Origin of the sequence: Chryseobacterium sp. PET-29 (genome assembly GCF_025736815.1) — a bacterium.
GTDB classification, from domain to species: Bacteria; Bacteroidota; Bacteroidia; order Flavobacteriales; family Weeksellaceae; genus Chryseobacterium; species Chryseobacterium nepalense.
Window position 1 is genome coordinate 3,870,245 of record NZ_CP107053.1, and the last position, 17,521, is coordinate 3,887,765.

Annotated in this window: 5 protein-coding genes; all 5 read left to right on the forward strand. The window is 40.2% G+C overall.

Annotated features, from left to right (window positions below):
- Window positions 1-62 precede the first annotated feature (62 nt).
- A complete protein-coding gene (locus ODE14_RS17580) occupies window positions 63-11,150 on the forward strand; it encodes a hypothetical protein (protein ID WP_263602339.1) in 11,088 nt (3,695 codons plus the stop codon).
- Window positions 11,151-11,223: 73 nt separating this feature from the next.
- Complete coding sequence (locus ODE14_RS17585; RefSeq protein WP_248394783.1) at window positions 11,224-11,754, forward strand: hypothetical protein; 531 nt, start codon at window positions 11,224-11,226, stop codon at window positions 11,752-11,754.
- Window positions 11,755-11,982: 228 nt separating this feature from the next.
- Window positions 11,983-14,970, forward strand: coding sequence for a VIT domain-containing protein (locus tag ODE14_RS17590; RefSeq protein ID WP_263602340.1), 2,988 nt, complete (start codon window positions 11,983-11,985; stop codon window positions 14,968-14,970).
- Window positions 14,971-15,240: 270 nt separating this feature from the next.
- On the forward strand, window positions 15,241-16,425 hold the full coding sequence (locus ODE14_RS17595) for a DUF4861 domain-containing protein (protein WP_263602341.1): 1,185 nt from the start codon (window positions 15,241-15,243) through the stop codon (window positions 16,423-16,425).
- 3 nt (window positions 16,426-16,428) lie between these two features.
- A complete protein-coding gene (pelA, locus tag ODE14_RS17600) occupies window positions 16,429-17,451 on the forward strand; it encodes a pectate lyase (protein WP_263602342.1) in 1,023 nt (340 codons plus the stop codon).
- Window positions 17,452-17,521: the final 70 nt, after the last annotated feature.

Consider the following 17,521-nt stretch of genomic DNA (forward strand, 5'->3'; position numbering starts at 1 on the left):
ATATGAGCTATGGATTTCCCGTAAAATTTCGCAAGGTTTTTTTAACTATTAAAAAATTTCGTATGAAAATATTTATTAATTATGAGCCGCCTCAAAAAGGTGCGGTTCTGCTAAAAGCGTTCCTGTCCAGGGCGGTAGCTTTAGTGCTGCTGCTCACGGTAAGCTTTATATATGCGCAAAATCCCGGTGGAGTTAGCTCTAACCTCGCACTTTGGTTAAGCGCAGACTCCGGTGGTGCATCATGGACAGATCGCTCGCCGCTAAATACTACAGTCACCAGAACAGGTACTGTTGTATCAACCAATAATCAGGTTAACTTTAACCCGGGTCTTGTCTTTTCCGGCATTACCAGCTATTATGACACAGGTCTTAATATTGCCAGAGGTACTTACGCCAATGTTTCAGTATTTGCTGTAGCTAATGGCAGGGGAGAGAATGGGAGAATGATGTTTTCTTCAAGTTCTGCAAATAATCATAGAGGATTAACATCGAATGCTTTTGCCTGTGGAAATGTTCCCAGCTATACCGCAAAGAACGGCTATGGAGTATATAGGGCAACATATGTAACAAATACTTCAAATACATCTACACTATCCTACAATGGTGTACAGCAGCTGGCTACAACAGATAATAACGGGACAGCCATCAATATGAAAATAGGAGGAGGATATTATTCAAGTAGTTCTTCTGATATTGCTGAAATATTGGCTTATCGCGGTACACTGACGCCGACACAGGTAAATCAGATAGAGTCTTATCTGGCATTGAAGTATGGTGCGAGCTTAGGGTCAAACTATATTTTGTCAGATGGCTCTACAACAGTTTGGAATACAGTAACCAATGCGGGGTATAACAATAATATCGCCGGTATTGGTAGGGATGATGATTCCGGGCTTTCTCAGAAACAGTCGCAATCGGTAAACAGTGGCTTGCAGCCGGTGATTGGGAACGTTACTATTGCAGCGACCAATCAGTCAAACTCCAACAGCTTAAACACGGACATGAGTTCTATGGTTTGGGGTTCTGATACGGGGAGTACTAATTTTACAACGGCTTTTGCTTTTGGCGGATTGAATAACCGCATGGCAAGGATATGGAGAGTACAGGAAACCGGTACGGTGGGAACAGTAAAAGTCGCCCTGAAAGTAAGTGATCTACCAAGCAGTGTTACCAATCCGACCTTACTGGTAAGTTCAGATGCCGTATTTGATGGCACAGATACCAGACAAACCATGATTCTGGAAACGATTGGCGGCGTACAGTATTATACCACGACGGTAGATCTTACTTCCGGGCAGTTTTTCAGCTTTGCAGGATTTGTTACGGCTCCGGGTGGGGTATTAGGAGGATCTGCCTGGCTAAAGGCTGATTCGGGAGATAATATATTGACAGGTAATAACGTAAATGTTTGGAAAAATCAGTTTGATGGTTTAAATAATTTTTCTGGCGTATCTAATCCTCAATATTCTCAGGTTGGAATGAATTTTAACCCCGTTATGCAGTTTTCAGGGAGCAATTATTTTGAAAGCAATTCTTCTATTCCAGTATCAAATAATACTAACTATAGTAAGTTTGCTGTATTTATGAGTACAAGTACAACCGCAGCTGCTAATATCCTTTCTTCTGCTACTGGTGGTAATTCTGCTTTTTACATTACTGCTGGGACACTAAGTATTTATCATAATGGAAATATAGGGAATTCTGTTGCTGTATCTGCAAATATACCTACAATAGGAACAGGGGTTTGGAGTAATGGAACAACAAATGGTTCATATGTAAAAGCAAATGGTAAAACGGGAACAGCTTTTACTAGTTCTACATCTTATACTACTGGAAAATTACAGGTAGGAGCATTCACAGAAACTGCTAATATTCCTAATCTTTCAAAAATACCTGAAGCTTTAATTTACCAATCTGCTTTATCAATTGCAGAGGTCAATCGTATAGAAAGTTATCTCGCCATAAAATATGGGATTACGTTAGATCAGTCGACTGTTCAAAATTATTTGGCGAGTGATGCTACAGTATTGTGGAATGCCACTATAAATTCCACATACAATAACAATATTGCCGGTATCGGTAGAGATGACGCTTCCGCATTAAGTCAAAAACAATCTCAATCTGTAAACAGCGGCATTCAGCCAGTAATTGGTAACGGAAATATCTTTAATACCAATGCCAATAATACCAACAGCTTCAGCGCAGATAAAAGCTTCTTGGTTTGGGGTTCTGATACAGGCAGCACCAATTTTGCAACGGCTTTTGCTTTTGGCGGACTTAATAACCGTATGGCAAGAATCTGGAAAGTACAGGAAACCGGAACGGTGGGAACGGTGAAAGTCGCTTTGGCGGTAAGTGATGTACCGGGAAGTGTCACCAATCCAACCTTATTGTTAAGTACGGATGCTGTCTTTGACGGTACTGATATCAGGCAGACCATGGTTTTGGAAACAATTGGCGGCATACAGTATTATACGACAACAGTAGATTTCACTTCAGGCCAGTTTTTCAGCTTTGCAGGTTTTGTTGCAGCGCCGGGCGGTGTTCTGGGCACTGCTCTTTGGTTAAAAGCAGACTCAGGAACTTCAAGTACTGTTGATAATACGGCTATATCTCAATGGAATGACCAGGCTAATGCAAATAATGCAGTGCAAAGTACAACTGCTAGCCAACCAGTTTATAGGGATAGTGGAGCAAGCGTTTTAAATTTTAATCCTACTGTTGTCTTTGATGGGACAAATGACTATTTAACAGTACCATATTCGCCAAGTTATAATGGGGACATTACGGTATTCTCAATGCATAACCTTAACAATATTAGTAGTTACAGATCACCCATTGGATCTAGAAGTACGACTTCTGCAACAAGAGGCTGGAACTGGTATTATAACGCAGGAGTAAGAGAGTTCTGGACCGGAGATTCTTCACCCACAGTTTGGAACACTTTATTTAGCACAACTTATACTGTAAATACTCCTGAACTATTAACATTCGATGCCACTTTGAATTCCACTAATAGTAACAAGAATATTTATGTATCAAATAGACTTTTGTCGGTGGTAACTAACGGGAAATATGTTTCAAATACAACTAACAGTCTTTGTGTAGGATGTAATTCTGATCCTAGTTTTTATTGGAGTGGTCCAATTTCAGAACAAGTGCTATATTCAAGAGTATTAACCAATCTGGAGCGTTTAAGAGTCAATTCTTATCTGGCAATTAAATATGGAATAACATTAGACCAGGGTACTACATTCAACTTTAATAACGGCGACTTTAGCGATAACTTTAACTTTTGGACAACCTCTGGGAATGTGGGTGTATTTTCAGGAGCTCCTTACTTTAACGGTTCTGATGCAACTCCAAATGGAGTTATTAGCCAGCAAATTAATACCGTAAATGGGCAGTCTTATAATTTTACAGGTAATGTTTTCCGAGGCGGCGGCGGCAGTGGTACAGTGCGACTTAGGTTAGATATTGTAGATAATGTTACCAATTCTGTAATTGCTACACAAAATCTTACTCCGGCATCTACGTTACCAACGGCTTTTACCCAGTCTTTCACGGGGAATGGAAATAGTTTTACCATTAAATTTACCGATGTATCTTTGGCAACAGTCAATGTAGATATTGGAATAGATAACTTACAACTTTCACCCAATGCGTCTACGATAGGGCAGAACTATTTAAATTCAAGTGGCAGTGTGATTTGGGATGCAACAGCGAACAATGTCTATAATAACAATATAGCCGGTATCGGTAGAGATGATGCTTCTGCATTGTCACAAAAGCAATCCCAATCTGTAAACAGCGGCATTCAGCCGGTAATCGGGAATGGTAATATTTCCGATACCAATGCTAATAATCCAAACAGTTTCACTGCAGATAACAGTTTTATGGTATGGGGTTCAGATGCGGGAAGCACTTCTTTTGCGACATCTTTTGCGTTTGGCAGCTCCAATTTTAGAATGACGCGCGTATGGAAAGTACAGGAAACAGGAACGGTAGGTACGGTTAAGGTAGCCCTTCCGGTATCTGAGCTATCTGTGTCGATTGCTCAGCCAGTATTATTGAGAAGTACGGATGCTGTATTTGATGGTACGGATACAAGCCTTCCAATGAATTTGGAAACCATTGGCGGTGTGCAGTATTATACAGCGACTATAGATTTTGCATCAGGACAGTATTTCACCTTTGCTGCATTTGTAACAGCTCCAGGGGGTGTAATATCAGGATTAAATCTTTGGTTAAAAGCTAATGCAGGGTTTTCATCAAGCCAATGGTTGGATCAGTCAGGTTCTGGTTTTATTTATCAACAGAACACAGCAGCAAATCAGCCTGCAGCTACAGGGATAATGAATTTTAACACAGCAATCAGGTTTGATGGAACGAATGACAGTATGAGTTTAACCTCTGTGACCGGATTGATGAATGGCAGTATTGATAGCAATTATACGCAGATTGCCGCTTTAAATAGTAATTCAGCCACTGCTACAGGAATTTCAGATATTGATAGTTCTTGTGGTGCAAATGGAGATTTAATTTGGCAAAGTGACGGGACTATATATATTGATAGAGCTCCTTGTGGAACTGGTCAGCCTAATTTTGGGGGTAGTACAATTGTTCCTAATGTAAGTTATTTAAATACGCTCACTTATGCATCGCCTTCAGGACAAATATTTACATACAGAAATAATCTTCAAAATGGCACGGGCATACAAACAGGAGTAGTAACGACAATAAATAGTGCTATGTTAGGATTTGGTAGTATAGGTAGCTATTATAATGGTAACATTGGAGAATATATTGTTTATAATAATACTATTTCAGCTTTGGAGAGGTTGAAAATAGATTCCTATTTAGCAATCAAATATGGTGTAACATTAGACCAAAGTACCAAATTAAACTTTAATAACGGAGATTTTAGCAATAATTTCAACTTTTGGAGTAGTACTGGAAATGTAGGTATATTTTCAGGAGCTCCTTCCTTTAACGGTTCTGATACAACTCCAAACGGGGTTATTAGTCAGCAAATCAATACTGTAAATGGACAGTCTTATAACTTTACAGGTGATGTTTTCCGAGGCGGTGGAGGCAGCGGCACAGTAAGACTTAGACTGGATATTATAGATAATGTCACTAACTCTGTAATTGCTACTCAAAATCTCACCCCGGCATCTACAATACCAACGGCCTTTAGCCAGTCTTTCACTGGTAATGGGAATAGTTTTACTATTAAATTTACCGATATATCTTTGGCAACAACCAATGTGGATATTGGAGTAGATAACTTACAACTTTCACCTAATGCGTCTACTACAGGAACCAATTATGTGAACTCCCAGGGTAGTATAGTTTGGAATGCGGCAGCTAATGCATCCTATAACAAAAACATCGCAGGTATTGGTCGGGATGATGCTTCCGCATTGGTACAAAAGCAGTCCCAATCAGCAAATACAGGAAATCAGCTTATTATGGGCCTTGCTTCTGTTGCAGCTACCAATACGGCAAATACGGGAAGCTTCGCAGCAGATAAGCAGTTCCTAGTTTGGGGAGATGATGATCAGAGCGGCAGTTCTGCATTTACGGGTATCCCTGGTTATAACAGCCGTTTGAACAGAGTATGGAAAGTTCAGAATACCAATAATCTTAACCAAAATGTGCAGGTATTGGTACCTCTTGCTTTGGTACCGGCTACAAGCAGCCTTCTTGCGGGTACGGATGCTACTTTTGCAGGAAGCTACCAGGTGTATAATCCTACGGGTACGGTTACGGTTAATTCCGTAAGCTACAGGGCTTTCACTTTGCCTGCTGTAATGGTAAATCAGCCTTCATTCTATATGACATTTGCTTTCTATGAGCAGTCTCCGGGTGGAGTAAGAAGCGAAGCATTATGGCTTCGTGGTGATGCAGGCCTTGCCGGTGTTACCAGCTGGCTGGATCAGAGTGGAAACAACAGAAACCTGCGTTGGGATATTACCAATTGCCAGGGCCATACCTCAAGCGGACAAATGGTTCTTGGAAAAACACTCAATTTCAACAGTGTGGCAAGTTTTGGAGATGTTGGTTATACTTGGGGTTTCACCCAGACAGATATTTCCCGTACAACTACACCGAATGCAGACGTTGCTATAGTATATAAAGCTAATTTACCTTCTGTACAGGATGTGTGGAGTACAGACTGGGGTGGGGCGTTAGACGAACGTGCATTGACAACCACTCAGATAGCAAATGATAATACAGCCATTGCTTATGGAGGAGGTAATTCCGGTTATGCAACAATCAATGTAGCCTCTTTCAAAAATACGGCTTCCAATGGATCAAATTTACTAATCAATGGGAACAATGTATTAAATTTTACCGGGCAAACAAGATACGTAGGTTGTCCGCAGATTACCTTAGGCGATGTGTGGGGAGCTCAGGACGTATTCCGGGGGCTAATTGGAGAATTCGTGGTGTACAGAAGTAATATCACGGCAATAGAGCGTATTCAGCTGAACAGTTACCTTTCATTAAAATACGGTATTACGTTAGGCCGAAATAATAATGGTAATGCTACTTCAGGAGAAGTTGTATCAGGTGCGGTCCTTGAAGGGGATTACCTTGCAAGTGACGGGATCACCCGAACCTGGAATTCTGATGCGGTGTACCAGAATAACATAGTAGGTCTTGGAAGAGATGATATCTCCGCTTTCCATCAGCGTATTACCACGAGCCAGTCGGCTTCGCCGGATATTATCACGCTGAGTACGGACGCCAACTTTACGAATAATAACCAAAGCGGCGGAAGTGGTCACACGGATATTGCTAATGACAAATCTTTCTTTATCACGGGCAATAATAATGCGGCAACATCATACACATTGAAATCAGGATTAATCAATGGAATGAATGCTCTCATGAAACGGGTGTGGAAAACACAAAATACCGGGACTTCATTTGATGTATACATAAAATCTTCAAATGCCAAAGCTTCTTATTTAGTGTATAGCGCAGATGCTACGTTTTCTTCAGGAGTTACGTATGTGCCGCTTACGGCAGGTGCTACACCGGGAATTCAGATCCCGAATGGAAATTATTTTACATTCGCAGCATTCCTCGAAGCTCCAGGAGGAGTTTTTGATGAATCGTTATGGTTGAAAGCTGATGCAGGAACTTCCAGTACCACAAATGGAACGGGTCTTTCTCAATGGGATGACCAGAGTGGTGTGGGTAATAATGCAACACAGTCGAATGCAGGTAACCGTCCTGTTTATAACAATTCGGCTTCAACGCTGATGAATTATAATCCGGTTGTGAATTTTAATAATGGCTCTGCAAATTATTTCAGATTAAACAGAGCGTTACTTCCATCTGGAAACTCTTCCCGAAGTGTTATTGCAACTTATGCATCACCGGGAAGTGCTTCAGTAATTTCCTGGGGTAATGCATCAACTAACCTTTTTTATAATGTTGAGATCAGGCCGCTTCGTCTAGATTACGGTGGTGGCAACAGAGCAGGAAGTGGGGGAAGCACTAATGCTAATCCTACGATTAACAGCAGCATCTATAATGGCAGCGCTAACAGTATGTATGAATTAGGCCGCGCTATTTCCAGCTCAAACCTTGGTCTTAATACAGCTTCAGGACTAGCAGGAGTAGGGGTTAACGTTTGGGACGGAGGTTATAATTATAGCTTCTTTAAAGGACGTATGCCTGAACTTATTGTTTATCCTAAAGCATTAAATGGTACGCAACGTTCTCAGGTAGATTCTTATCTGGCGATCAAATATGGTTTAACACTGGATCAGACAACACCTCAGAACTATCTTGCTTCAGATGGAGTTACAGTTGTCTGGACAGCTGCTTCGGGATACAACAATAATATCATAGGTCTGGCTAAAGACAGAACGGCTACCTTGCATCAGCGTATCAGTACCTCACAGATGCCGGTAAAAGATATTATTACCTTAAGCACGGATAATAACTTTACCAATCCTAATCAGAGTGGTGCAGGTGGTCATACGGATATTGTCAATGACAGATATTTCTTTATGACCGGAAACAACGGACAGGCAGCTGTTTTCACTCAAAAGACAGGGCTTGCCAATAATTTACGTGTTGTGATGGGCCGTGTATGGAGAGTTCAGCAGACGGGAACGGCACAGAACATTTATATTAACGTGAATAATAGCAGGGCTACGTACCTTATCTACAGTACGGATCCTTCTTTCTCATCGGGTATTACTTATGTGCCGCTTACATCAGGAACAACATCTGCATTGCAGATTCCTACTGGAAATTACTTTACTTTTGCAGCTCCTGCAACGGGTCCTGGCGGAGTTACGGATAATCTGGTGAGATGGTACCGTGCAGACCGCGATGTAACTACGGGAAGCACATTGAGATGGGCAGACCAGATGCAAAATTCAGATGCTGTACAGAGTGTTGCCGGCAATCAGCCGACATACAATACTACAGGTTCAGCACTGCTGAATTTTAATTCCTCATTCACATTTAATTCTGCTAATGCGAATTACCTTTCATTTAGTGATACAGGAATGGCGTCCGGTAGTACATCAAGATCTGTTTTTGGTGTAGGAAGGACTTCTGTAACAGGTGGTACTTTCGAATGGATCAGTAGCTATGGAACAAGTGGTAGTGGTCAGAACTTTGGATTGATGAGATCCGGAAACAATGTATTGGTAACTACGTTTGGAAGTGATCTTTTAGCTTCAACCTCTAATCCATATGCATCCAATACACCTGTTCTTTCTTATGGTGCCGCTTCTGGAGGTACTTTATTTGGTACATTTAATGCGCGACCGCTTACTAGCATCGGCGGTTCAGTGAGTACTTCATTGAATGTCGGAAGAATAGGAACCAGACAGTCTCTCGGAGAATACTGGAACGGTATTATTAGTGAAGTAGTGTATTACAATAAAATTCCTACTACCAATGAGAAACAAAGGGTTGATTCCTACATGGGACTGAAATATGGAGTAAGTTTAGGAACTTCTTCCAACCTGTTTACTTATTTGGCATCAGACAGTACACCATTCTGGACAGGAGATGCTACATACCAGAACAATATAGCAGCGATCGGAAGGGATGATTTCAGTGATCTGCAACAGAAGCAGAGTCAGAGCGTGAACAGTGGTAATCAGGTAATTCTTGGTCTTGATACGATCACAGGAAGCAATGATACCAATACCGGAAGCTTTGATAATGATCTTCAGTTCCTGGCATGGGGAGATAATAATACCGCAGGTACTATACCATTTACAGCGGTTTATCCGAACAGGAATAGGCTGAGCCGTGTATGGAAAGCACAGAATACGGGAAGCTTCGGCAAAGATGTACAGGTACTGATCCCGGCATCTTTGATCGGAAATCTTGATGTTCCATCGCTTCTGTACAGTACGAGTGCTACGTTTGCATCAGGTAATCTTACTTATGCAAGCACAGGTACGGTAAATGTGAATTCTGTAAACTATTACAGCTTTACACTTCCTGCTTCACAGGTCAATACACCGGTATTCTACTTTACCATAGCGTATTATACAAAAGCTCCTGGAGGGGTGGAAGGTGAAAATCTATGGCTTCGTGCGGATGATGGTGTTTCGGCAACAACAGACAACACACCGGTATCACAATGGAATGACCAGAGTGGTAATGGCAGCCATGGAACGCAGGCTACAGGCAGCAAGCAACCTGTTTACCGTAATGATATTTCTGTGAATATGAACTTCAACCCAGTGATGAACTTCAGCAGCGCATCATCTCAGAACTTCGATATCACAGGAGATTTGGCAATCGGTGGACAGCAGTCGGTAGCAACTTTTGCCGTGGCGGATGCATCCGCAGGGGCTCGCTACTTCTTGGAACCGAAAGCAACGGGCAATAACCTTCTTCAGTTCCGTTCTACAACTCAGGGTAACTCTACATTAACACTAAGCAACGGAACTTCTGTAACCAATACATTAGCAGGAACCGGAGCTTCAGTATTGTACTCAGGATGGCGTGCTACAGGAACCCTCTTTGCAGGAGTAAACGGCAATGCAGGAACTTCAGTGGCTAGTGCTACCAACTGGGTTAATGGCCCTCTTTCATTAGGAGCGGCTTACAACCAGACAGCATTCACCAATGGTAAAATACCTGAAGTGGTAGAATACTCAAAAAGCCTTACTGCTATTGAGAGACAGCGCGTAAACAGTTATCTTTCATTAAAGTATGGTATCACGATGGATCAGTCCACCATCCAGGATTACCTGGCATCTGATGGTACAATAAGCTGGGCGAAAGATGCTGTGTATAAGTTCAACATCGCGGGTATCGGAAGAGATGATATCACAGCACTGAATCAGAAACAGAGCCAAAGTGTAAATACGGGAAGCCAGGTTGCAGTTTCCTTAGGAGAGGCTGCAGCAACTAATAGTGCTAATGTTAATACGTTTAATACAGATATGCAGTATCTGATATGGGGTGATGACAATGGTTCGTTAAGTACAACCACAACAACGGGTAATGTATTAGCATCTAATGGAAATACCTATACCAAGCGTATGACCAGAGTATGGAGAATGCAGAACAAAGGCAGTTTTGCTCAGGATGTCACCGTATATTTCCCTGCTTCTGCATTCCCATCGGCTAGTGCAGCAGGACTGATTTACGCTACAACAGCAGCTAAGCTGAGTGATGGTACTGCAACAGTAATTCCGGCTATAGGTACAGCTACCGTAAACGGAACGGATTACTATGCCTTCCCGGTGTCTGCTGCTAGTTTAGCAGGTTTAAGCTACATGTCTTTCACTACCGCTACAGCGGTATGTTATAAACCGGCAGTTACAGCAGGTACAGCACTTAACACCAAAGCAGGGATCACCTCACTTGCGAGAGCAGGTTCTGCTGGTGATAACTGGCCGATGGTAAGGAATGGCGGCTGGCTGGCACTGGAAGCCAAGACGAAAGGAATGGTAATCAACAGGGTAAGGTTTAATGCTTCCAATCAACCTGTTGCAGACGATGGAACGACCCTTATCCTTACCTCTCCGATAGAAGGAATGATGGTAATGGATGTTACGAACAGGATCTTTAAGATTTATACAAGTAAAGATGGCGGAGCAACATACGGATGGTATGCATTCGGTGAACAATCCTGTCCTGATTAATAAATGATTTGTCAGCTCTTCTTCATAATTTGCATTATGGAAAGGGCTGGCTTTTAATTCAAAAAAAATAATAATGAAAATATTATTAATTTTATGTATAACGGTTTCCACAGCATGTTTCTCGCAAGTTGCTGTAGGTAAATCTTCAGTAACCAATTCTAATGTATCATTGGAGTTTGGGAATTCAGAAAACAGGGGTTTGATATTACCATGGGTAACTTCGGAAAACGATATCATTAATCCGGTAGATGGAACAGTGATATTTGATACAAGCGATACTAAAGTAAAGTATCTGGCAGCAGGAGCCTGGATAGGTCTAAATGCCGATCCTAATTTAGTTACTCCTGTAACAATAGATACATCCCTGCAGGATACCAAGACTGAAAACACAAATGCCATGGTAAGAATAGGAACAAATGTAGATCCTGATGTTGATGGTATCCTTGTGCTTTCGGATACTAACAAAGCGATGGTGCTCCCTAAAGTAGCAAGCCCTCATCTTAATGTTGTAAACCCTGCGCCGGGAATGATAGTCTATGATACGACGTCTCGTTTAGTAGCGGTTTTCACTGGAGATGCGTGGAGTTTTTGGGGACCTCGATAGTGCATTGTTGATTTATTATATTTGGCTGGATAAGAGATTATCCGGCCTTTTTTGATAATATGGTTCTGTTCAGTTAATTAAATTACAGCCCTACAAATAATGTATCATGTTTAAAGTATCAATTAGTTCTTCTCTTTCAGTTGCTAAAAGTTAAGCTAAATTATTCTTTCCAACCTTTTCTCGATTTTATGCATCTGTATAAATAGAAACAGTTGTAATCAATAAATTATGAAAAGGTTATATACACAATTACTATTATTTTTTCCGCTTTTATTTCTGGCTCAGATACCGGTTGTTGAAAGTCCGGACGGGAAAGGGAAATATAAAAAAGACAATCAGGTAATTCTTCAGAAACTGGAGATTGAAACAAAAATTGCCGGGAAAATTTCTACCAATACCATTACAATGGTTCTTAGGAATAATTCGGGACGTTTGAGAGAAGGCAGAATTACCTTTCCTCTTCCTGAAGGTGTTAATGCGAGCGGCTATGCTTTAGACATCAATGGAAAGCTTCGAAACGCTGTTCCCGTTGAAAAAGAAAAAGCAAAAGAAGTATATCAAACCATCAGGAAAAGAAATATAGATCCCGGGCTCCTGGAAAAAGTGAGTGGGAATAATTTCCGGACAACAGTATATCCTATCGCCCCAAACGGAGGGGAAAGGACTGTTCGCATTACCTATCAGTATGAATTAAAAAAGTCGGGGGATTTTCTCCAATATTTTTTACCTCTGAATCAAACCGCTGAGATTCCCGAATTTGACATAAAAACAACCGTTTTTCAGAATTTGGATGCTCCTATGCTTGAAGAAAAGCCTGATGGTAGCTATAATTTTGTTAGTACCGGAAACGTATGGACTGCCGAAATGCACAAGAAAAATTACAGACCAGACAATAATCTAAAAATCAATTTTCCTGTACAGGATAAGAGCCAGCGGATTGTCGTTCAAAATGCAGCGGATAACTTTTCCTATTTTCTGGCTGATATCTCCGTATATTCAAATGAAAGAATGAAAAAACTTCCGAATAACCTGGCCGTGGTCTGGGATAATTCGTTGAGCGGAAAGAATCGGGATCATGTAAAGGAAATGGCCTTGCTGGAGGAATATTTTAAATCGAATAAAAATCTTACGGTAAACATTTATTTCATTAACAATATCTTCGAACAAGGACAAAGTTTCAAAATTAGCAATGGAAACTGGAGTGAGTTAAAGACTTATCTTTTAAAAACAACTTATGACGGCGGAACAGATTTCGGAAAGCTAAAGCCGCTGAGCGAAGACGAAGTATTGTTTTTTACGGACGGTTTGTCATCTTTCGGAGAACTGAACATGCCTTGGAAACAGCCTGTCTACACTATTGCTGCATCCAATAATATAGATTTTAACCAGCTGAAATTCATAAGCAGTACCACAGGAGGAGAATTTTTAAATCTAAATGAAAATAATCCTGAAAAAGAAGTACGGAAATTAGTTTTTCAACCTTTGAGATTTTTAGGTATTGAAAATAATATTCAGCTTTCAGAAGTCTATCCTTCATTGCCTCAGACTATAGCAGAAGATTTTGTATTAACAGGAATTGTTAAAGGTGATCATACAACAGCTACTCTTAAATTTGGGTACGGTAATGAAGTGACAGAAACCAAAACCATTGATGTCAATATCAATGAACAGGCCGTAAAGGATTGGGAAATTTCAAAGTTCTGGGCTCAGAAAAAACTTAACGAATTGGAAATTTTTGAAAAGAAGAATAAAAACGAAATTAAAAATGTCAGCAGGCAATTTGGCTTGGTAAGCAATAATATGAGTTTAATGGTGCTGGAAAATGTGGAGGATTATGTCCGTTATGATATCGCTCCACCTGCAGAATTAAAAAAGCAGTTTGATGAGATTGTTAAAAATGACAAGGCAAAAAAAGATGAACGAGTAAAAGATCTCATGGAAAATGCTGAAAAGATGACTCAAAATCTTAAGACATGGTGGGAAAAAGAGTACGATCAAAAGAAAAAATTAAGACAATATCCTAAACCTGAATCCCGGCGTGCTGCAAGTGATAGTACATCAAGACAAGCTGAAATTGAAGAAGTTGTATTAATTGGATATAATAACAGCAGAACTGATGATGAATCAGAAGTTTCAGAACCAAAACGGGAACAACTTCAGATGAGTGTCAGGGGAATGTCATCCATTGCATCGAATACAGTGCCTAATGCGCTGTCAGGATCTGTCCGTGGGGTTGAGGTGAGAAATGTAACTCCTGCAGAAAGGCCGTCAGATATCATTAATTCCGGAAGAATTCTTACCGTTGATATTGTTTCTAAAGCAAAATACATGAAGCTTTTCAGAGACATGAATAACCCGGAAAATATATATGAAACTTACCTTCAGAACCGTAAAGAATATGAGGAAATACCACAGTATTACTTTGACGTTGCACAGCTTTTGTTAAAAAATAATGATAAAAAGCGTGGCTTAAAAGTGTTGAGCGCAATTGCCGATCTTGAGTTTGAAAATGAAGAGTTGTACAAATTACTGGCTTATAAATTGAAGCAGGCTGAAGCGTATGATAAAGAGCTTTTTGCTGCAGAAAAAGTGTTGGAATGGCGGCCTTTTGATCCGCAAAGTTATAGAGATCTCGCTCTTGCACTGGAAGATAACGGCCAGTATCAGGCTGCCCTGGACAATTTTTACAAAATTCTCACACAGTCTTACACAAAGGAACTTGCTGACCGGGATGTTGGTATTGAAGAAACGGTTATTATGGAGATCAATCAGCTGATTGCAAATCACGGATCCCAATTAAACCTTAGCAATATCAATCCTAAAATCATAGCAGATCTTCCGGTAAATATCCGCGTAGTCATTAGCTGGAATAAGGATGATACGGATATTGATCTCTGGGTGACCGATCCTAATAATGAACGATGTTATTATTCGCATAAGGAAACAGAAATAGGAGGAAGACTGAGCGACGATTTTACAGGAGGCTTTGGCCCTGAACAGTTCTTACTCAAAAAAGCGATGAAAGGAAAGTATAAGATTCAGACCAATTTTTTTGGAGAGCAGCAGACAGGAGTTGCAGGTCCTACAGCTATTATGGCGGAAATTTATATCAATTATGCTACCGGCAAGCAGGAAAGAAAGATCGTGGTATTCCAGAATCAGAAAGAAAATGGAAACAAAGAAGATGGTATTCTTATTGGAGAGTTTGAATTTTAGAACTGATGATCTGTGATAAAGCGGTTTTTATGTAATATCCATGTTAAAAATAAAATAAACACAATAAATTTAATATGATAATGTTAATATAATGATCAATGTGTAGTGAAGAAGTTTGAGTTTGAGTGCCTGCAGTAATGCAGGTACTTTTGTTTTAAATCAATATCTGAATTATAATTATAAAAAAAGATGGTAAATTGAATGAAAATTTAAGCAGTTTTAATTGTTTTATTTTTATTACTTTTGAAAACTGACTCAACTGATATAATTATGACTACAGTTAAAAATTCTTTTGTCGGATTGATGTGTGCAATCGGTTGCATAAATTCAAGTAGCATACATGCTCAAAAAATTATTGAGTTAAATAATACACTTGATTTCCCCAGAAAAGAAGTTGTCGCTGTCCCTGTTTCTCAATTAAAATCATTTTTGGATAAAAGTAAAGCAACTGATCTAAGGATTAGAGATGCAAAAGGCCAACTTGTTCTGATCCAATGGATTGATAATAACGGAGACGGAAATAATGATGAATTGCTTTTTCAGGCAACAGTTGAAGGACATCAAAAAGCAGTGTATACGATCTCAGCTGAACCGGCAATACCAATCCTCAAAACTGAAATTTCAACGTACTCCCGGCTGGTTCCGGAACGGGTAGATGATTATGCATGGGAAAATGACAAAATAGCATTCAGAATGTATGGCCCGAAAGGTCAGCAGGAAGCATTGCAGGGGGTAAAAAGCAGTACGCTCTCAAGCGGTGTGGACATCTGGCTGAAAAGAACGGAGTTTCCGGTCATTAATAAATGGTACAAAGGCTATCTTACGGATCCCATGTATTATCATAAAGATACAAGGGGGGAGGGTTATGATCCTTACCATGTCGGAAACAGCCGCGGAACAGGTGGAATCGGAATATGGATAAATGACAAGCTTCAGGTTTCGCAAAATTTTGTTGCCTCCAGAACCATTGCAGAAGGTCCTTTGCGTACGGTTTTTGAATTGACCTATGATCCGTGGAGTGAATTTGCAGTTAAAGAAATTAAAAGAGTTTCATTGGATCTTGGATCAAATTTTTCAAAATTTGAATCGTATTTTAGAGCAGAAAAACCGGCTCCCAACTATACCATTGGAATAACTTTACATAAAAACGAAGGTGAAGCAAAACTAAATGACCAAAAAGGATACTATCTTCACTGGGAAAAAATTGATGACGCTTTTGTAGGTGAAGGTATTGTTGTGGATCCGAGTATTGTTGAAAAATCAATTGTTTTCCGATCTGATGCTCCGGATGAAAGTAATCTGTATGTCGTTACAAAACCTCAGGATAAACTGGTTTATTATGCAGGATTTGCATGGCAGAAAAGCGGTGATATCCAGACTCGGCGGGACTGGGAAAATAGGCTTCAAAAACAATCTGAAATCATCAGAAATCCTTTAATCATTACAATTAAATAAATCATGAAATTCAACATCTGTACTCTTGCTCTGGGATTAGTTAGCTTAAATATATCCGCTCAGGTAAAAAAAGATACGCTGGCAGAAAAAATGATGCTGTATCAGCTTCCTGTGGGAGGCTGGGGAAAGCAGCTGGAAGATAAATCAGTAGTTGATTATAGTCTTCCGGTTGACAAAAATCTTTTAAGAAAAATAAAATCCACGGGTGATGATCACGCGACCATTGATAACAACGCTACCTCAAGGGAAATTAATGCCTTAATGAAAGCATATTCCGAAACGAAAAATCCGGATTATCTGAAGGCAGCGGAAAAAGGAATCCGTTATCTGCTTACCATGCAGTACGAAAATGGTGGTTTTCCTCAATATTATCCTAACAAAGGATTATACCGAAAGCAGATTACTTTTAATGACAATGCCATGATTAATGCGTTAACGGTTCTCTACAATACCGCAGAAGGGAAAAACGATTTTATCGCGGTAGATCAAAAACTGAAAGAACAATCTAAAAAGGCTGTAAAAAAGGGAATTGAATGCATCTTAAAAGCACAGGTTCTTCAGAACGGAAAGCCAACGATTTGGGCAGATCAGTACAATGAAATTACCCTGCAGCCGGATAAGGCTAGGGCTTTTGAACCTGTTTCCCTGGCAACCGCAGAATCCGTAGGAATTGTACGGTTTCTCATGTGGCAGCCCGTAACGCCTGATATTGAAAGATCCGTGAAATCTGCCGTAAAATGGTTTACAGAAAATGATATTGAAGGATACAGCTATAATGTCGTAAAACAAAACGGAAAGACAGTAAGAGTTCTTGCAGAGGATAAAAATTCCGTTGTCTGGGCAAGATTTTATGATATTCATGATAACCGTCCTCTGTTTGGCGACCGCGACGGAAGTGTAAAATACAATTACAACGAAGTTTCCGAGGAGAGAAGAAACGGCTACAGCTGGTTTGGCGATTTTGCAAAAAAGCTGATCGATAAAGAATATCCTAAATGGCTGAACAGCAATAAACTTTCTCAATAAGAAATTTACTTAAAAACAACCGCGCGGGCTGAGAATCAGCCCGCGCGGTTTTATAATCAGCGTTTAAATT